The organism is Rhizobium leguminosarum, assembly GCF_010668065.1.
GTDB lineage: Bacteria > Pseudomonadota > Alphaproteobacteria > Rhizobiales > Rhizobiaceae > Rhizobium > Rhizobium leguminosarum_S.
Genome location: NZ_WUEN01000021.1, coordinates 54,912 through 73,595, shown reverse-complemented (window position 1 = coordinate 73,595; position 18,684 = coordinate 54,912). Strand labels below are relative to the sequence as shown.

The window sequence follows — 18,684 nt, the reverse complement described above, 5'->3', positions numbered from 1 at the left end:
TTCTTGGCCTCCTCCGGCAGCTTCAGCTTCGGCTCCGGTGGTTTTTCCTCGGGCTTTGGCTCCGGCTTCTTTTCCTCTGGCGGCGGAACGAGTTCCACCTTCACGCTCTCGTCTTCGGCGGACTTCGGCTCGATTTTCGGCAGCCCGAAAATCAGAAGAGCAATGATGGGAATATGCGCAGCAACGGACGCGACAACACCCCAGCGGACTTGAGGCCGCTGCTTTCCCGTTTCGTGCGGCATTTCCGCCGGCTCTACGTCTTCTTCTGTCACAGCAGCGATGTGGCCTCTAAAGCCGGCAGCATCAAGCCACAAAAGAAAAAAACCGCGTGATCGCTGTAGCGACGAGAGTTATTGCTCGGCCGCGCCATCGTCGGCCACCAGATTGTGCTCCTGCCATTCATCTTGCGGAATGGCATCGCCGACGAGGAAGGCGAAGGACACGACCTTGCCGGAGCCGGCATCGAGCTCGCATTTGAACTGGATGTTGTACCACTTGCGTTTGCTGCGGAAGGCACCGCCCTTCACCTCGACCCTATTGCCGCTGACCTTCTCCGCCGCCATCGCATAGGGCGCAAGCGTATCGGGCGCCATGGCCGGCTGCGCCCGGCGGACCTGCTCCAGCGCCTCGAGATCACAGAGCTGCAGATTGCGCTCGCTGCCGGCAAGGCCACGCAGCGCCTCGCGGGCGCGGCGGCTGCGTGGATCGGCAAGGACCTTGTCGGAAAACAGCTGCCTTGCCTCGACGAATTCCGCCGGCTTTGGCACCGGCAGAGTGATCGGTGCCGCGGAGGGCATTGCCGCAGCAGGCGGATTACTTGCAACCGGCGCCGCCGGCTGGGCTTCGGGTTTTGCCGCCTCGGGCTTTGCCTCTTCCGGCAAAGGCGTCTTGGCGGGTTCGGGCATTTTCAGCGATTCCACAGCCTGCGGGACGATCTCCACCGACAGACCGTCATCCGGCAATGGCAGCGGCGGCTCGGCCTTCGGCAACAGCAGCAGAAGGAGCAGGATCGCGATGGCATGCAGCGCGAACGACGCCGTAGCGCCCCGCTGGATCCCGTCATCCCATTTGCCCGCCGCCAGTTCCATCGGTCAGGAAGCGGCTGTCGGACGATCGATGACGATCATGAAACTGAGGAGCGCTTTCATCATGAGCTTGCCGAAAAGTCGGGCCGGAGCCTGCCGCGGAAATTGAAGCACGCCGCGACTCTGCCAGCGCAGCCAATGCTCCGCAACCTTCAAGATCGACAATCGCCGTTTCCGGCTACCCGAGCGAGCCGATGAGATCCCGGTAGGCGGCCTCCGGGAATGCCTTCAGCGTCTCAGTGCGGACATTGCCGCCCATCGCCAGCGAAAGGGTAAAATGCGCCATGACGGCGTCATCAGGCGCCTCGCAGACGGCGACCATGTCATGCCCGCCCATCGTCAGAAAGAACTGGTTGAAGGAGCCGCCGACGCTGGCGAGCAATTTCTTCGCCGCATCGAGCCGTTTTGCCGAGTCGCGCACATTGCGGATGCCCTGATCCGTCCAATTGATCAAAAGAATGTAAGTGGTCATGTCGCACCTCCCAGAGCATGATGCCGAAAAGTGTCAGCGGTTTTCGGACGACGTCATGCTCTATTTCTTTGATGTGGATCCAGATTCAGATTTTAGGCCCGTCAGGCCTGAAATCACCCGGATCTAGCGGAGGATTGGTTCACGCAGGCACACGTCAACCCTCGCTCGCGCGTTGCGATCGATGCCTTCCCCCGTGGCCGGATTATAGGCTTGTCACCATGGAGGGACAAGAAAGATGCCGGGATCATTGGTATTAATCATGAAAAGCAAAAGCCGGGCGCGAAGCCCGGCTTTTCCAATCAGAACGGCGTGGCCGAAGCCTTAGCTGTCGAGGAAGCTTCTCAGCTTTCTGGAGCGGCTCGGATGCTTCAGCTTGCGCAGCGCCTTCGCCTCGATCTGGCGGATACGCTCGCGGGTGACCGAGAACTGCTGGCCGACTTCTTCGAGCGTGTGGTCGGTGTTCATGCCGATGCCGAAGCGCATGCGCAGAACACGTTCTTCACGCGGCGTCAGCGAGGCGAGAACGCGGGTCGTCGTTTCGCGCAGGTTCGCCTGGATGGCGGCGTCGATCGGCAGCAGCGCGTTCTTGTCCTCGATGAAATCGCCGAGATGCGAATCCTCTTCGTCACCCACCGGGGTTTCGAGCGAGATCGGCTCCTTGGCGATCTTCAGGACCTTGCGGACCTTTTCGAGCGGCATGGCCAGCTTTTCGGCCAGTTCTTCCGGCGTCGGCTCGCGGCCGATCTCGTGCAGCATCTGGCGCGATGTGCGGACGATCTTGTTGATCGTCTCGATCATGTGCACCGGAATGCGGATCGTGCGGGCCTGGTCGGCGATCGAACGGGTGATCGCCTGACGGATCCACCACGTCGCATAGGTCGAGAACTTGTAGCCGCGGCGGTATTCGAACTTGTCGACCGCCTTCATCAGGCCGATATTGCCTTCCTGAATGAGGTCGAGGAACTGCAGGCCGCGGTTCGTGTACTTTTTGGCGATGGAGATGACCAGGCGAAGGTTCGCTTCGACCATTTCCTTCTTGGCGATGCGCGCTTCGCGCTCGCCCTTCTGCACCATATGGACGATGCGGCGGAATTCCGAGATCGAGATACCGGTTTCGGTCGCCAGATTCTGGATTTCCTGGCGAATGTCGCGGATCGTCGTGTTTTCGCCCCTGGCGAATTCCTTCCATCCGCGGGCGGCCAGATTGCCGATCGACTTCATCCAGTTCGGATCGAGCTCCGCGCCCTGGTATTGCTCCAGGAAGGAGTCGCGCTTGACGCCGTAGGATTCGGCCAGACGCAGCAGGCGGCCCTCGTTGGAAACGAGGCGCTTGTTGATGTCGTAGAGCTGCTCGACCAGGGCGTCGATGCGGTTCTGGTTCAAGGACAGAGATTTGACGGCCTTGATGAGCTCATCTTTGAGTTCCTTGTAGCGGCGCTCCTGGGCGGTGGACAGCGTACCGGAAGCCGACAGCCGCTGCTCGACCTGCTGGTCCTGCAGCTTGCGCAGCTTCTTGTAGGTCTCGGCGATCGTATCCAGCGTCTCCATCACCTGCGGGCGAAGCTCGGCTTCCATCGCCGCCAGCGAAAGGTTGGATTCGTCCTCGTCCTCTTCCTCCTCCTCGGGAGGCAGGCCCTCGCCGCCGACATCGGTGATGTCGTCGTCGCCGGAGCGGGCGCGACGGGTCTTTTCCTTCTCTTCTGCCAGCTTGCGATCGGCTTCGATCTTCTCCGGGCTCTGGAACTGCGGCGCAGCCTTGGCTTCAGGGCCGGAATAGGTCGTTTCGAGATCGATGATCTCGCGCAGCAGCGTCGTGCCTTCGTTGAGTTCGTCGCGCCAGATGATCAGCGCCTGGAAGGTCAGCGGGCTCTCGCAGAGACCCGCGATCATCGTCTCGCGGCCGGCCTCGATACGCTTGGCGATCGCGATTTCGCCCTCGCGAGAAAGAAGCTCGACCGAGCCCATCTCGCGCAGGTACATGCGAACCGGATCGTCGGTACGGTCGGTCGGTTCTTTCTTCTTGGCGGCCGCAAGCGCCGTGCCGCTCGAAGGCGCGAGTTCGCCGCCTTCGCTCTCCTCGTCGCCGCCGGCGTCGTCGTCATCGCTGCCGCCGGAAGCACCGGCTTCCTCGGCTTCCTCGTCTTCGATGACGTTGATGCCCATGTCGGACAGCATCGACATCGTGTCTTCGATCTGCTCGGACGTCACTTCTTCGGACGGCAGGACTGCGTTGAGCTCGTCCATGGTCACATAGCCGCGCTTCTTGGCGGCCTTGATCATCTTCTTGACCGCGTCGTCGGAAAGATCGAGAAGAGGGCCGTCGCTTGCGCCGTCGCGTTCGACTTCCGCGTCTTCGTTCTCTTTGACCTTGGTTGCCATTTATATCGTCGCCTTCCTGACGCTATCCAATCTCGCTACGGTGAACGGGCTGTCTCAGGGCCTGACGCGCCGCACGCGCCGCCCTCGAATCACCTTTGCCCACCTAACGGGATGACATTTAAAGCCTGATTAACCACGATTACCGGCACCGGACAGCAAAGCTTTCTTGCTCTTGGATTTCCGGCCATGGTTGCGCGATCCGCCTTGACCCAGTTCACCATTCAACAAGTCGAACGGTGATTCCTACATTTTTTGTTCTCGTCAAGCTTTTCCAGAAAAAAAGCCCACAAAAATACGGAAAAAGCCTTATCCACAGGCTTTGAACCGCGGCAGCGATTGCGAACCCTTATTTAAGATGCGGCGAACAAAAGACAAGGGCAGCAAATATTTTGCCCGCCGTAGCAGTTGTTTCCATCATTTTTGCAGTTGTGCAGACGGTGTATGCACCCTTGAGGGATAGTAGCTAACGCGCCGCGCCGTCATACGCCTTCACCGTCAGCGCGGCGATATCGACCGCGGGAATGCAGCGCAGATTGATCGAAGCCATGGCCGCGCCGTTGGGACCCACAGCCTCGCCGAACGGCGCGATGCCGCAATTGGCGCAGAAGTGATGCTGAATGACATGCCGGTTGAAAGTATAGGTCGAGACATTGTCCTCCGGCGTTTTCAGCACCAGCTTCTCGCGCGGCACGAAGGCGAGAAGTCCGCCCCGCCTGCGGCAAAGCGAACAATTGCAGTCGAGCGCCTCGGTGAATTCGCCTTCGACCTCGAAAGCCACATTGCCGCAATGGCAGCTTCCTTCATAGAGCATGTCGTCTCCTCACATCCAATCCATCACAACCTTGCCGGAATTGCCCGACCGCATCGCCTCGAACCCGTCGCGGAAATCGTCGATGCCGATCCGGTGGGTGATGATGGGCGCGAGATCGAGGCCGCCCTGGACAAAGGCGATCATCTTGTACCAGGTCTCGAACATCTCGCGGCCGTAGATGCCCTTGAGATTGAGCATTTTGAAGATCACCTTGTTCCAGTCGATCTCGAAGCCCGCCGGCGCGATACCGAGAATGGCGATCTTGCCGCCGTTGTTCATCTTGTCGATCATGTCGCGGAAGGCAGGTGCGGCCCCCGACATTTCGAGCCCGACGTCGAATCCTTCCGTCATGCCGATCGCCTTCATCACGTCGGCGAGGTTTTCCTTCGATGCGTCGACGACGTGGTCGATGCCGAGCTTGCGCGCCAGCTCCAGCCGGTGCGGATTGATATCGGTAATGACGACCTTGCGGGCGCCGGATCGCTTGGCGACGAGCGCGCCCATGATGCCGATCGGCCCGGCGCCGGTGACGAGCACGTCCTCGCCGACGAGATCGAAGGAAAGCGCGGTGTGCACGGCATTGCCGAACGGATCGAAGATCGCGGCGATCTCGTCGGAAATATCATCCGGGATCGGCACGACATTGCTTTCGGGAATGCAGACGAACTCGCCGAACGAACCCGGCCGGTTGACGCCGACACCGAGCGTGTTGCGGCAGAGATGCCCCCTGCCTGCCCGACAGTTGCGGCACTTGCCGCAGACGATATGCCCCTCGCCGGAGACCCGCTCGCCGACATGATAGCGGGTGACCGCCGAACCGATCTCGGCAATCTCGCCGGAGAATTCATGGCCGACCACCATCGGCACCGGAATGGTCTTCTGCGCCCACTGGTCCCAGTTCCAGATATGGACATCGGTGCCGCAGATCGCCGATTTCTTCACCCGGATCAGCACGTCGTTCGGCCCGACCTCGGGCACCGGCACATTCTCCATCCAAAGCCCGACTTCCGGTTTCGCTTTGACCAGCGCCTTCATCATGTTCGACATCGACAATATCCACCCTTACTTGGCGCCCGACTTTGCTATCCCCTCTTCTCCCCGCCGGGGAGAAGGTGCCCGTAGGGCGGATGAGGGGGCGGCACGGCACGCCGCCTCACTCAAATCACACCCAATTCCCGCCCTGCCTCGGCAAAGGCCGCAATTGCCCGTTCCACATCCGCCCGCGAATGCGCCGCCGACATCTGCGTGCGGATGCGGGCCTGGCCTTTCGGCACGACGGGGAAGGAGAAGCCGATCACATAGATCCCCTTCTTCAGCATCAGGCTTGCCATATCCTGGGCGAGCTTGGCATCGCCAAGCATGACGGGGATGATCGGATGGCCCTCGCCGGCAAGCGTGAAGCCGAGCTTGGTCATTTCTGCGCGGAAGAGATCGGCATTGTCGGAAAGCCGTTTGCGCAGGGCATCGCCGTTTTCGATGAGGTCGAACACCTTGAGCGAGGCAGCGGCGATGACGGGCGCTAGCGTGTTCGAGAACAGATAGGGCCGCGAGCGCTGCCGCAGCCACTCCACAACCTCGGCCTTCGCCGAAGTATAACCGCCCGAGGCGCCGCCGAGCGCCTTGCCGAGCGTGCCGGTGATGATGTCGATCCGGCCCTCGACGCCGCAATATTCCGGCGACCCACGGCCATTCTTGCCGACGAAGCCGACCGCATGGCTGTCATCGACCATGACCATCGCGCCGTATTTCTCGGCGAGATCGCAGACACCGCCCAAATTGGCGATGATCCCGTCCATCGAGAAGACACCGTCGGTGGCGATCAGCTTGAATCGGCTGCCTTCGGCCTTCTTCAGTTCCTCTTCGAGCGCTGCCATATCGTTGTTGGCGTAGCGGAAGCGCTTGGCCTTCGAAAGCCTGACGCCGTCGATGATCGAAGCATGGTTCAGCGCGTCCGAGATGATCGCGTCCTCTTCCGACAGCAGCGTTTCGAAGAGACCGCCATTGGCGTCGAAGCAGGAAGAATAGAGGATCGTGTCTTCCATGCCGAGGAAGGAGGAGATGCGCGCTTCGAGCTGCTTATGCTCTTCCTGCGTGCCGCAGATGAAGCGCACCGAGGCCATGCCATAGCCGTATCGGTCGAGCGCCTGCTTGCCGGCCTCGATCAGCTCCTCGTTGTCGGCAAGGCCGAGATAGTTGTTGGCGCAGAAATTCAGCACCCGCTCGCCGGTCGAAATCGCGATCTCGCCCGCCTGCTTGGAGCTGATGACGCGCTCGGATTTGTAGAGGCCGGCATCCTTCAGCGCTGAGATCTCGTTGCTGAGATGGGAGAGAAATTGCGAGGTCATGGACGGCCTTTCCCAGAGATTTCCGTTTGCCAGCCGGGTTAGCATATTGCCGCCGGCTTGTCTTCTTCAGCGCTGGACCGCAATCAGCAGGAACATCGGCCGGTCCAGCTCCTCCGCCCAGTCTGGATTGTCTCGGAGCTCATCTTCGTTCGGGCTCCACTCCTCGACATGGCGAATGGAAAAACCGGCCGCGATCAAGGTGTTCAGCGTCGTGCCGAGCTTGCGGTGCTGCTTGACCACACCCTTGGCGAGCCAGTCGGTGGTGCGCCGACCTTCGACGGAATAGCGGTCGAGCGGCCAGATGCGCCGCCCCTCGGCATCGGTTGCCCAGGCGGGATTGGTCGGCGCCATGAAGATGGGATGCTCGATGGTGAAGACGAAATGCGATCCCGGCAAAAGCGCGCGATAGACGGTCGCAGCGAGACCGGCGAAATCCTCGATATAATGCAGCGCCAGCGAGCTATAGGCGAAATCGAAAGAAGCGTGAGCAAGCGCGAGGTGCTCGAGATCGGCGATCTCATAGGTGATCGCGGCATCCGCCGTATCGGCCCTCGCTCTGGCGATCATCTTTTCCGAGATGTCGAGCGCAAGCACGCTTGCAGCACCCTGGCTCACGGCAAAACGCGAAAACCAGCCGAAGCCGCAGCCGAGATCGACAACACGCTTGCCGGCAAGATCGGGCAGCAACGCACGCACCGCCGGCCATTCAGACGCCCCGTCGAGCCCGTGGACGGATCGTCTCATGCCGCTATATCCGGCGAAGAATTCCGGTCGGTCGTAGATATTCTGGGCCATCGGCGCTCCTCCTTTAGGGGCACCACTACCATGCCCCCTCGCCGGATCTCAAGGATCAGACGGGTCCGCTCACCCGTTGTCCTGCGCCAGGATGATCTCCAGGAAGGCATCGCCGTAACGCTCGAGCTTCGCCTGCCCGACGCCTGATATGGCGAGCAATTCCTTGCGGCTGCGAGGCCGCTCCGTGGCGAAGGCGATCAGCGTCGTATCGGGAAAGACGACATAGGGCGGCACGCCGAGCGATTTCGCGATTGCCATGCGCTCGGCCCTGAGCGCCTCGAAGAGACTGCCGTCGGCGCCTGATAGTCCCGATTTGCGCTCGCTGCGCTCAGCCTTCTTCGCGCGCCGTTCCGAGGCCGGCCGGTCCTTGCGGAAGAACACCTGCCGCTCGTGTTTGAAGACGGCGCGCGCCTCCGGCTCGAGCTTCAGCGCCCCGAAGGCCTCGTGGTCGACGCGGATCAACCCCATGGCCAGCAACTGGCGGAAGACCGACTGCCAGACGCGCGCTGGAATATCCTTGCCGGCCCCGAAGACCGGCATTTCGGCATGGCCGAAACGTTCGGTCTTTTCGTTGACGTTGCCGAGGAGCACATCGACGACATGGCCAGCGCCGAAACGCTCGCCGGTGCGGTAGACGGCGGCCAGCGCCTTGATCGCCGCCTCCGTGCCCTCCCAGGTCTCGACCGGCTTCAGGCAGGTGTCGCAATTGCCGCATTGTCCGGCATGCGCTTCGCCGAAATGGGCAAGAATTGCCTGGCGGCGGCAGGAGGCGGTCTCGCAGATCGCGAGCAACGCATTGAGCTTGGCGCGTTCGACCCGCTTGATCTCGGCGGCGGCACTGCCCTCGTCGATCATCCGGCCGCGCTGGATGACGTCGGCCATGCCATAGGCCATCCAGACATCGGACGGCAGGCCGTCGCGGCCGGCGCGCCCGGTCTCTTGATAATAGGCTTCCACCGAACCCGGCAGGTCGAGATGGGCGACATAACGCACGTTCGGTTTGTCGATGCCCATGCCGAAGGCGACGGTGGCGACCAGGCAGAGGTTTTCTTCTTTCAGGAAGGCATCCTGATTGGCGTCACGAACCGCCCTGTCCATACCGGCATGATAGGCACGGGCGCGGATGCCCTGCCCGTTCAGCCATTCGGCCGTATCTTCGACCTTGGCGCGCGACAGGCAATAGACGATGCCGCTGTCGCCCCTGTGGCCGGACAGGAACCGCAACAGCTGCTGGCGCGGCTGGTCGCGCTCGACGATCTCGTAGGCGATGTTCGGCCGGTCGAAACTGGTGGTGAAGATTTCGGCAGAATCCAAACCCAGCCGCTCGATCATGTCGTCGCGCGTATGCGGATCGGCCGTCGCCGTCAGCGCCACCCTGGGCACACCGGGATATTGCTCGCCGAGCCGCCCGAGTTCGCGATATTCCGGCCGGAAATCATGGCCCCATTGCGAGACGCAATGGGCCTCGTCGATGGCAAACAGCGCGATCTTCTCGTTGGCGATCAGCTCGCGGAAACCATCGGTCAGAATGCGCTCGGGCGTCACGTAGAGAAGGTCGAGCTGGCCCGCCGAAAGCGCGCGGCGAACCTCGACGAACTCCTCGCGCGACAGCGACGAATTGAGTGCTGCGGCGCGGATGCCGAGCTGCTTCATCGCCTCCACCTGATCGCGCATCAGCGCGATCAGCGGCGAAACGACGATGCCGACGCCGTCGCGGCAGAGCGCCGGGATCTGGAAGCACAGCGACTTGCCGGCGCCTGTGGGAAAGAGCACGACCGCATCGCCGCCGGAAACCACATGCTCGACCACCTGCTGCTGCTTGCCGCGGAAGGAGGAATAGCCGTAGACCTGCTTGAGGATATCGAGCGGCAAGCGGCCGGAAGAAAACAGCGCGCCGGAAGCAGAAAAGCCCGGTTCGTTTCGTTCGGTCAGCGACATCAGTGGTTCGCCGCCCCTTTGACGCGGCCGGAAAGCACGCCGAAGCCATCGATGATGGCCTCCTGGTTCTCAAGGCGCACCCCTTCGAAATGCACTTCCTGCTGTGCTCGCATCAGCTGAACGATCGCCTCGCCGTCGCCGGCTTCGGTCGCCAGCGCGATCTCGCGCTCGAGTTCGATCTTCTGCCGGCGCAGCGCCTTCGCCCGCTTGTGGGAGGCCAGTGCCTGGCGGTATCCCTCACGCGCATCCTCCATCGCCGCCTCCTCGGTCGCGATCCACAGCCGGGCATTGCGCACCTGCTGGTCGAGGCTCTTGATGAGCGGGCCGAAGCCTTCGAATTCCAGCCTTTCAGTCAGATATTCACGTGTCAGATGCGGGCCGGCGACGGCCGCGGCTGCTCCCAGCATCGCCGACCAGAGCCGCTGCAGCTCGCGGCTGTCATATTCGATCGCGGCGATCTCGTCATAATCGTCGATCATCAGCGAGGGGTGATTGACGACGGTCAGCGCCAGCACGCATTCGCGCAGTGCCGTATTGTTCTGGTGGCCGCGCACGGGACCCGAGCGGGCGAGCCTTTCTGAAATGACGCTGGGGCTTTTCGGCCCGGCCTTGTTCGCATTGTCGCGGCCCGTCCGGTAATTGCCATTCCCGTTGAAGCCGCCGCGGCGATCGCCATTGTTGCGGTTCTGGAACTGCGGCTGGAAGAAGGCGTTCAGCCGATCGCGAATATCCTGCTGGTAGTGGCGACGCACATTCTCGTCGGCGATGACGGCGACCAGTTGCTTCAGCCGCGCCTCGAGCTCGGCGCGCGCCTCGGGCGTGTCGAACTTTCCGGTGTTGACCTCCCGGCTCCACAGCATCTCGGAAAGTGGCTTTGCCTGGCTCATCACCTTGTCGAAAGGCGCGCGCCCGTCATCGCGCACGAGATCGTCTGGATCCTTGCCGTCGGGAAGAAGCGCGAAGCGAACGGAACGGCCGGGCTTCAGATGCGGCAGCGCCAGTTCGGCGGCGCGATTGGCGGCGCGGATGCCGGCGCCGTCGCCGTCGAAGCAGAGCACCGGCTGCGGCACCATCTTCCAGAGCAGCTCGAGCTGGTTTTCGGTGAGCGCCGTACCGAGCGGCGCAACGGCATTCTCGATGCCCGCCTGATGCAGCGCGATCACGTCCATATAGCCTTCGACGGCGATGATGGTGCCGGTCGCATTGTCGTCCTGAGGATCGCCGCGGCCCGGCCCCTGGATCGCGCGCCGCGCACGGGCGAAATTGTAAAGGACATTGCCCTTGTGGAAGAGTTCCGTCTCGTTGGAGTTCAGATATTTCGCCGGCGCATCGGCCGACATGGCGCGGCCGCCGAAAGCAATCACCTTTTCCCGCGACGACAGGATCGGGAACATGATGCGGTCGCGGAAACGATCGTAGGAAACCGGCACGTTTTCATGGACGACCAGACCGCACGCCTCGATCTGATCCTTGAGTACACCCTTGCCGGCGAGGAATTCCTTGAGCGCATTGCGGCTGTCGGGCGCAAAGCCGAGACGGAAGGTCTCGATGGTGCGTCCCGTCAATCCGCGGTCGCGCAGATAGGCGCGCGCCCTCGCCCCATTCGCCGTCTGCAGCTGATCCTGGAAAAATTGGGTCGCCATTTCCATGACGTCGATCAGCGAGCCGCGCTCTTTCTCGCGCTTCTCCATCACGGGATCGGCAAGCGGCATCGGCACGCCGGCCATATCGGCGATCTGCTGTACCGCCTCGGGAAAACTCAGGCCCTCCAGCTCAGTGAGAAAGCGGAAATGGTCTCCGGTCACCCCGCAGCCGAAGCAGTGGTAGCGGCCCTTTCGGTCCTCGCAATGGAAGCTCGGCGATTTCTCGCCGTGGAACGGGCAGCAGGCCCAGTAATCGCCGCGCGACACGTTGGTCTTGCGCTTGTCCCAGCTCACGCGGCGCGCAATCACGTTCGAAATCGGAACGCGGTCGCGAATATCATCGAGAAAGGTGTTGGAAAAGCGCATTTATACCTCTTGGCCAATCTCCATATAAGCTGCTTTTCCGCTCCATGCCACGAAACTTGTCATGAAAACCCGCTATTCACAGGCTATGCGGCCGCCATCGGCGGCTCCGGTTATCCAATCAACAACGCGTTATCGCCCCCTGCGACAGGGTGCGACATTATTGTCCCTTCGGAGCCGGAATTCCGTCGTCAGAAAAGCTTCTGCAAGAACGGGGACCTCTAACAAAGATGAGAAGAAACTTTTTGGAAACAATGGATTAACCCTTCAAATAATTCCGCCTCATCATCATCCGCGCCACCTCCCGAGAGCCCGCTTCGGCGCCTCCCAAACCGCCGATTCCGGCAATTATTATTTTTTTGTAATTTGAATAAGCCGCCGCACCGCAATAGGTTCGATCTCAACAAAGCGATCCCCGAGCGAAGCACCATCCCTACCCCCGGCGCCGCTTCGCAAGGGTGCCTTTGCAAATACCCTCCGGCTTGGGCTTCGGCCCTGCGTGCCGGTGGAAGCAAAGAGCAAGAAGGCAGGAGCGCCCCCAGCTCCTGCCTTCTTAAATTTTGGCTCTCCCTGCGACAACTCTCCCTTTGAAATTAACCGCTTATCGATAAAATCGTTGACAGGCGGCGCTTGCATGAAAGATGTATGCGCCGAACTCCCTGGACCTCTCCAAATGGCTTTTACCGCAGATAATCTTGCAGCCGACGATCGCTTTCTCGCTGCGATCCTGCATTGCGCCGATCAGATGCTCGCCATCTATCGCGAAAGCCCGCGCATCGCCTCGATCTTCGCCGCGCAGCAGCGCTGGCTGATGGCCCATGCCGGCTTCGCGCTTCATTACGGTTATTCCGACGACGGTAAGAGCGCCGCTCTCTATTCCGGCCGCTTCATCGATTTCGCGGTCAGGAACGACATCGCCAGCCGCAACACGGCCGCAGCCTTCATGCAGGAAATGCTGGCCTATCGCTTCCTGCGGCCGGTTCCCGGCCCCGACAAGCGCACACGCTACCTGGAGCCCACCGAAATCGCCGAGCAGCATTTCACCCGATGGCTCGTCGCCCATATGATGATCCTCGACAGCCTCGACGGCGGCGAGCGCGCCAGTAAGATCACCGCCGACCCCTCGGCGATGATGGCAGCGATCCAGCCGCTGATCGCAAGAGCGATCATCGGGAGTGAAGCGGTGCGCAGCCCGGGTGCCACCTTCAACCTCTTCAACTGGGCGAATTCCGGCGGGCTGGTGATGGACTACCTGATCTCGCGCCTTCCCGAATTTCCAAGGACAGCCGACCGCGTCGTGCTCGGCCCTCTGTCGCTCAGGGAAATCCGCGAACAGTTCATGATCTCCAATACCCATCTGAAGCGGCTTCTGATGCAGGCAGCGACCATGGAGAGCATCGGCTGGACGGAACCCTCCCGCAAGGGCGACTTCTGGCTGTCGGCCCATTTCATCCGCGAATACTGGAATTATCAGGCGGCGAAATTCGCCATCATCGATGCCGCCGCCGAAGCGGTGCTCGGGCCTGCGGTCCGTGACGAGCCGCAGGCAAGGCAAGTTGTCTGAGGCTTATCCGTTCAACAGTTCCTTGACGGTCGCCGACGCCTTGGCGAAATCCATCTGGCCGGCATAACGCTCCTTCAGCGCCGCCATCACCTTACCCATGTCCTTGCCGCCTGCGGCACCCGTTTCGGTGATGATCGCCGAGACGTTGGCGCGCACTTCGCTGTCCGAAAGCTGTTTCGGCATGAAATCCTGGATGACGATGATTTCGGCACGCTCCTTGGCGGCAAGCTCCGGGCGGGCATTCTCCTCGTAGATCTTTGCCGATTCGTCACGCTGCTTCACCATTTTGGCGAGGATCTGCAGGATCTCGTCGTCGCTCGCCTGCTCCTTGCCGGTGCCACGGTTGGCGATATCGCGGTCTTTGACCGCGGCCTGAATCAGCCGGACGGTGGAAAGCCGCTCCGCATTCTTGGCCTTCATCGCCTCTTTCAGCTGGGTGGCGAGTTGATCGCGCAGCATGGTCTTCACTCCTGTTTTGATGCCGCTTCATAAACCACGCTGATGTGGCGGATCAAATAAATTGCGCGGTCAGCGCGATAAAGCGCAGGAAAACGGCCGCGATCTCGGCTACAAAGATTGACGCTAAGCGATTGCGTGGCTATTTACCGCCACCTGCACCAAAATTCGTGATCAGGCCTGAAGCGCGCGGCATTGCCGTGTCCACACGCCTGCGAAATCAAATGGCGACGAGCGCGACAACGCGCCCACCTGCCGGAAACGGGATGAAGATGACCGCGACAGCACCCTGGACAATCGAAAAGCCGACCGCCCTGCTCGTTCTTGCCGACGGCACGGTCATCGAAGGCAAGGGCATCGGCGCCACCGGCAAGGTGCCGGCCGAAGTGGTCTTCAACACAGCACTCACCGGCTATGAGGAGATCTTGACGGACCCCTCCTATCTCGGCCAGATCGTCACCTTCACCTTCCCGCATATCGGCAATATCGGCACCAATGATGAAGACATCGAGGACCTGACGCCGGCCGCCCGCCATGGCGCCGTCGGCGTCATATTCAAGGCCGACATCACTGAGCCCTCGAACTACCGCGCCGCCAAGCACCTCGATCAATGGCTGAAGGCACGCGGCGTCATCGGTCTTTGCGGTATCGACACGCGCGCGCTGACCGCCTGGATCCGCGAGAACGGCGCCCCGAACGCGGTGATCGCCCACGATCCGAACGGTGTCTTCGACATCGAGACGCTGAAGGCCGAAGCCAAAGCCTGGAGCGGCCTTGAAGGTCTCGACCTCGCCAAGATCGCCTCGTCGGGCCAGTCCTCGCAATGGACCGAAACGCCGTGGGTGTGGAATGAAGGTTACGGTGAACTCAAGGCGACAGACGCGAAATACCACGTCGTCTGCCTCGATTACGGCGTCAAGCGCAACATCCTGCGCCTGTTTGCCGGCCTCGACTGCAAGGTGACTGTCGTGCCGGCCGCAACGAGCGCCGAAGACGTGCTCGCCATGCAGCCGGACGGCATCTTCCTGTCGAACGGCCCAGGCGATCCGGCGGCAACCGGCGACTATGCCGTGCCAGTGATCAAGACACTGATCAAGACCGATATCCCGGTCTTCGGCATCTGCCTCGGCCACCAGATGCTGGGCCTGGCACTTGGCGCGAAGACCGAGAAGATGCATCAGGGCCATCACGGCGCCAACCACCCTGTCAAGGACCATACGACCGGCAAGGTCGAGATCGTCTCGATGAACCACGGCTTCGCGGTCGACTCGAAGTCGCTGCCGGATGGTGTTGAAGAGACTCATATTTCGCTTTTCGACGGCACCAATTGCGGCCTGCGCGTCCTCGGCAAGCAGGTCTTCTCGGTCCAGCATCATCCGGAAGCCTCTCCCGGCCCGCAGGACAGCCACTATCTCTTCCGTCGCTTCATCAACATGGTGCGCGAGAAGAAGGGCGAACCGGCGCTCGCCGAACGCTGATTTCAAGCCTTAGCGATTTCCGACCGCCCAGGTCGGCCTTGAACTTGTTGACAAACCTCACTCTCGTCATCCTCGGCCCTGTTGTAAAGCCCGGAGACATAGCTGACAGATGTTCGGAGACATGCCTGACAGTCAGTCCTGGCTTTTGAGGTCGATTTTTGCGACCTGTGTTGCGCCGAAGAAGACGCCGTAGAGACCATCGCGCTGGAGCGGGCGGATGGCGAGGCATTCGGTTTTGAAGGCGTTGGGCACGCGCCAGGCCCGTCCCTTGAAGCTGACATAACCCTTGGTTGTTCCAACGCGGCGCACGATCTCCGAGCTGTCATAGGCCGGTTCGGGCAGGCGGTCAGGAAACGGGCGCGGTGAAGGCCGGTAGCGGCTGGCCGGCACGGCCATGTCGATGCCCTGGTAGGGACGGCAATGGTTGTAGATGTCACGCCAGCGGTCGAAGGCCCTTTGCGCTTGGGCGTGGCTGGCGAGTGCGGCGAAGTCGAAGACCTCGGCCTTAAGGCTGCGGTGGAAGCGTTCGTTCTTGCCGCGGCCCTGGGGGTGGTAGGGCCTGGCATGGATGAGGTCGATGCCGAGCTTAAGCAGCCAGACACGCAACCTTGTCCATTGGTTGGGCACTCCGGTACCCCATGGGTTGCCGTTGTCGGTATAGATGGCCATCGGCAGGCCGTGGCGGCGCAGGATGGGCTCCAGCCGGCCGCGGACGGTCTGCATGCGCTCGTCGGCGCAGGCTTCGAGCCCGACGGCGAAGCGGGAATGGTCGTCGATGATCGTCAGGGGATAGCACCAGAGGCCTGAGACGAGCTGCGTGCGGCCCTTGAAGTCCATCTGCCAGAGCAAGTTGGGTGCCTCACGCTCGAAGCGGCCGAGCGCCGCCCGCCCGCCCGTCTCCGGCCCGATGCGGTCGTGGCGCACCAGGATGGCATGGACGGTTGAGGCAGACGGCGGCTCGGTCCCGAAACTGCAGCCGGCGGGCGATCTTGCGAGCGCCCCAGGCCGGATGTTCGTCGCGGATATCAAGCACCGCGCGCTCGAGATCGGCTCCGGTCCGCCGCGGGCTCGCATGCGGCCGGCGGGAGCGGTCCTCCACCGGCTCGCCCGCTTGCAGGCGCCGCAGCCAGACATAGCCCGTCTGCCGGCTGATGCCGAAGCGCTGGCAAAGCTCAGAGACGTTCGTCCCCTCCAGCCCAGCCAACCGGCAAAATTCCAAACGCTCATCCACAACTGACCTCGACCGCCAAACCATGCCGACCTCCCGACAAATCATCGCGGAAGTGTCAGGCATGTCTCCGAACATCTGTCAGCTATGTATCAAGGCCGTACAACAAGGCCGAGGATCTGCTACATATCGACCGAAGGCAGATGCTCGGGACAAGCCCGAGCATGACGAAAGAGGAGTTGGCTCGCTTTGTCAGTAGCCCAAGGTTCGCCCAGCCGGGCCTTTTTCTTTATCCGCCTATTGACCTCAGCTTAACTTGAGGAATTACAGATCTGCCTGCAGACATCTGATGCAGGAGAAAACTGGATGAGCGGAGCTTTCTTTCGAGTAGACAAGTTCATCGTGCCGGCGGTGGCACGCGAGGAATTTCTCGTCAAAGTGATGATGACCCACAAGGTGCTGGAAGCGCAGGACGGTTTCATCGATCACAGGGTGCTGGAGCAGGTCGCCGGTCCGGGCGAATTCAATTTCGTCACGATTGCCGAATGGGAAAATACCGAAGTCGTCGAGCGCGCGCGGGCAGCCGTTGCGGCCGCTCACAAGGCCGCGAATTTCGATCCGCAGGAAATGTTTTCGCGTCTCGGCATTCGCGCCGATATTGCCAGCTACAAGCCTGTCGCGGCTTGACAGCAGATGCGGCTGGCTCAGGCGTGGGCCAGTTCCGCCTCGCGGCGCAGGAGAAGGTAGAAGCGCGCACAGAGCATGACGGCGGCCGCCGCCAGTCCGACGAGGAAGCCGAACCAGATGCCGATGCCGCCGAAACCGAGCGGGAAGGCAAAGGCCCAGGCGAGGAAGAAGCCGATCGGCCAGTAGGCGATCAACGCCATGATCATCGGCACACGCGCGTCCTTGAGGCCACGCAGCAATCCATTGGCGATCACCTGCAGCCCGTCGACCAGCTGGAAAAGCCCGGCAACGACGATCAGCGGCCCGGCATAGGCAAGTACCTCGGGCGCCTCGGGCGAGTTGACGTCGAGAAACCAGCTACCGAGGAATTGCGGCATGGAGGCAAAGAGCACGCTGCCCACCGCCGAAATGGCGCAGGCGAGGACGAGCACGGTGATCGAAGCGCGCACCAGCCCCTGATAATCGCCCTGCCCGTGGGCGACACCGACGCGCACCGTTGCCGCCTGGCTGAGGCCGAGCGGAATCATGAAGGCGATCGAGGCCCATTGCAGGGCAATGCCATGAGCCGCAAGCTCGATGGTGCCGATATAGCCCATCAGCAGCGAAGCCACCGTGAACAGACTGACCTCGGCAAGGATGGTGACGCTGATCGGGAAACCGAGCCGGATGACCTCCAGCAGCGCGTGCCAGTCGGGTTTCCAGAACCGCACGAAGATCTCGTAGCGGCGCGTCTCTTCCCGCCGCTGCACGAAAGCCAGGATGAAGAGGAAGCCGGCCGTCTGCACGGCGACCGAAACGATCGCCGCGCCCTCGAGCCCCATCGCCGGAAAGCCGAAATGGCCGAGCACGAGGATATAGGCAAAGATCGCGTTCATCACCAGCGTGGCGATGGTGACGTTGAGGATGATGCCCGCCTTGCCGATGGCGCTGACGAGCGAGCGCATGACGTTGAAGAGCAGCGCCGGCAGCACGCCGAACTGACCGATCATGATGTAGCCGTGTGCGAGCTTGGCCACCTCGGGCTTCTGCTGTGCGAAGAGGAGGACCTGCTCCGAATTGAAGAAGGCCGGCTGCATGATGACCCAGTATGCGATCACCACCCACAGGCCCATGCGCAGCGACCGTCGCACCGAGACGAGGTCGCCGCGGCCATAGGCCTGCGCCACCATCGGAATGACGGCGATGGCAAAGCCCGAGCCGAAGATCAGGATCGTGAACAGGAACTGCGCCGCAAGCACCATTGCCGCCAGATGCTCGGCGCCGAGGCGGCCGACGATCATCACATCGGTGGTGTTGATGCCGAGCTGGGCAAGCTGCGCGCCGATCAGCGGAATGCCGAGCGCCAGCGTGGCACGGAAATGTGCGCCCCAACGATTATCGTTTGTCGGCGCAAGCCTGCGCGCGTCGATCGGCGTGTCCATGACACCAGTCCTGTGATAGAAATATGCGTCGCCGCAGCTTGCGGCGAAATATCATCCGGGCTTAGATCAAAGCCCTGCA

Annotated in this window: 14 protein-coding genes and 2 pseudogenes; 3 read left to right on the top strand and 13 right to left on the bottom strand. The window is 61.8% G+C overall.

The genetic code is table 11. The annotated features are described in order from the left end of the window. The 10 genes and pseudogenes from GR198_RS33185 to dnaG form a co-directional block, all read right to left on the bottom strand. Window positions 1–314, bottom strand: a pseudogene (locus GR198_RS33185) (DUF930 domain-containing protein); the annotation flags it as partial. Window positions 315–350: 36 nt separating this feature from the next. Then, window positions 351–1,088 (bottom strand): DUF930 domain-containing protein, encoded by a 738-nt coding sequence (locus GR198_RS33180; RefSeq protein ID WP_164070354.1) that lies wholly within the window; start codon window positions 1,086–1,088, stop codon window positions 351–353. Window positions 1,089–1,263: 175 nt separating this feature from the next. Further along, a complete protein-coding gene (locus GR198_RS33175; RefSeq protein ID WP_012758379.1) occupies window positions 1,264–1,557 on the bottom strand; it encodes a GYD domain-containing protein in 294 nt (97 codons plus the stop codon). A gap of 321 nt (window positions 1,558–1,878) precedes the next feature. Then, window positions 1,879–3,936 (bottom strand): RNA polymerase sigma factor RpoD, encoded by a 2,058-nt coding sequence (gene rpoD, locus GR198_RS33170; RefSeq protein WP_164070353.1) that lies wholly within the window; start codon window positions 3,934–3,936, stop codon window positions 1,879–1,881. 463 nt (window positions 3,937–4,399) lie between these two features. Continuing rightward, window positions 4,400–4,747, bottom strand: a complete 348-nt coding sequence (locus GR198_RS33165; protein ID WP_164022751.1) for a GFA family protein — start codon at window positions 4,745–4,747, stop codon at window positions 4,400–4,402. Window positions 4,748–4,756: 9 nt separating this feature from the next. Beyond that, window positions 4,757–5,794, bottom strand: coding sequence for an L-threonine 3-dehydrogenase (gene tdh / locus GR198_RS33160; RefSeq protein WP_011652887.1), 1,038 nt, complete (start codon window positions 5,792–5,794; stop codon window positions 4,757–4,759). A 110-nt stretch (window positions 5,795–5,904) separates the two neighbouring features. After that, complete coding sequence (locus GR198_RS33155) at window positions 5,905–7,092, bottom strand: glycine C-acetyltransferase (RefSeq protein WP_164070352.1); 1,188 nt, start codon at window positions 7,090–7,092, stop codon at window positions 5,905–5,907. A 66-nt stretch (window positions 7,093–7,158) separates the two neighbouring features. Further along, entirely contained in the window at window positions 7,159–7,887 is a 729-nt protein-coding gene (locus GR198_RS33150; RefSeq protein WP_164046701.1) for a class I SAM-dependent methyltransferase, read from the bottom strand. 69 nt (window positions 7,888–7,956) lie between these two features. Next, window positions 7,957–9,825, bottom strand: coding sequence for a DNA helicase RecQ (recQ, locus tag GR198_RS33145; protein ID WP_164070351.1), 1,869 nt, complete (start codon window positions 9,823–9,825; stop codon window positions 7,957–7,959). Then, the gene (dnaG, locus tag GR198_RS33140) at window positions 9,825–11,834 is read right to left on the bottom strand and encodes a DNA primase (protein ID WP_164070350.1); all 2,010 of its coding nucleotides are present in this window, start codon (window positions 11,832–11,834) and stop codon (window positions 9,825–9,827) included. The genes recQ and dnaG overlap by 1 nt, the downstream gene beginning before the upstream one ends. 670 nt (window positions 11,835–12,504) lie before the next feature. On the opposite strand from dnaG, the gene GR198_RS33135 reads away from it, so the two are divergent. Next, entirely contained in the window at window positions 12,505–13,395 is an 891-nt protein-coding gene (locus tag GR198_RS33135; protein WP_164070349.1) for a hypothetical protein, read from the top strand. A gap of 3 nt (window positions 13,396–13,398) precedes the next feature. On the opposite strand, the gene GR198_RS33130 is transcribed toward GR198_RS33135, so the two are convergent. Further along, complete coding sequence (locus GR198_RS33130; RefSeq protein WP_029873336.1) at window positions 13,399–13,854, bottom strand: GatB/YqeY domain-containing protein; 456 nt, start codon at window positions 13,852–13,854, stop codon at window positions 13,399–13,401. Window positions 13,855–14,123: 269 nt separating this feature from the next. Here GR198_RS33130 and carA point away from each other — a divergent pair, with 269 nt between their 5' ends. Then, window positions 14,124–15,329, top strand: a complete 1,206-nt coding sequence (carA, locus tag GR198_RS33125; protein ID WP_011652894.1) for a glutamine-hydrolyzing carbamoyl-phosphate synthase small subunit — start codon at window positions 14,124–14,126, stop codon at window positions 15,327–15,329. A gap of 88 nt (window positions 15,330–15,417) precedes the next feature. Here the strand turns inward: carA and GR198_RS33120 are convergent. After that, window positions 15,418–16,584 (bottom strand): annotated as a pseudogene (locus GR198_RS33120) (IS481 family transposase); the annotation flags it as partial. A 279-nt stretch (window positions 16,585–16,863) separates the two neighbouring features. On the opposite strand from GR198_RS33120, the gene GR198_RS33115 reads away from it, so the two are divergent. Continuing rightward, a complete protein-coding gene (locus GR198_RS33115; protein ID WP_029873335.1) occupies window positions 16,864–17,184 on the top strand; it encodes an antibiotic biosynthesis monooxygenase family protein in 321 nt (106 codons plus the stop codon). Window positions 17,185–17,201: 17 nt separating this feature from the next. Here GR198_RS33115 and GR198_RS33110 read toward each other — a convergent pair whose 3' ends face one another. Then, window positions 17,202–18,605, bottom strand: coding sequence for an MATE family efflux transporter (locus GR198_RS33110; protein WP_164070348.1), 1,404 nt, complete (start codon window positions 18,603–18,605; stop codon window positions 17,202–17,204). Window positions 18,606–18,684: the final 79 nt, after the last annotated feature.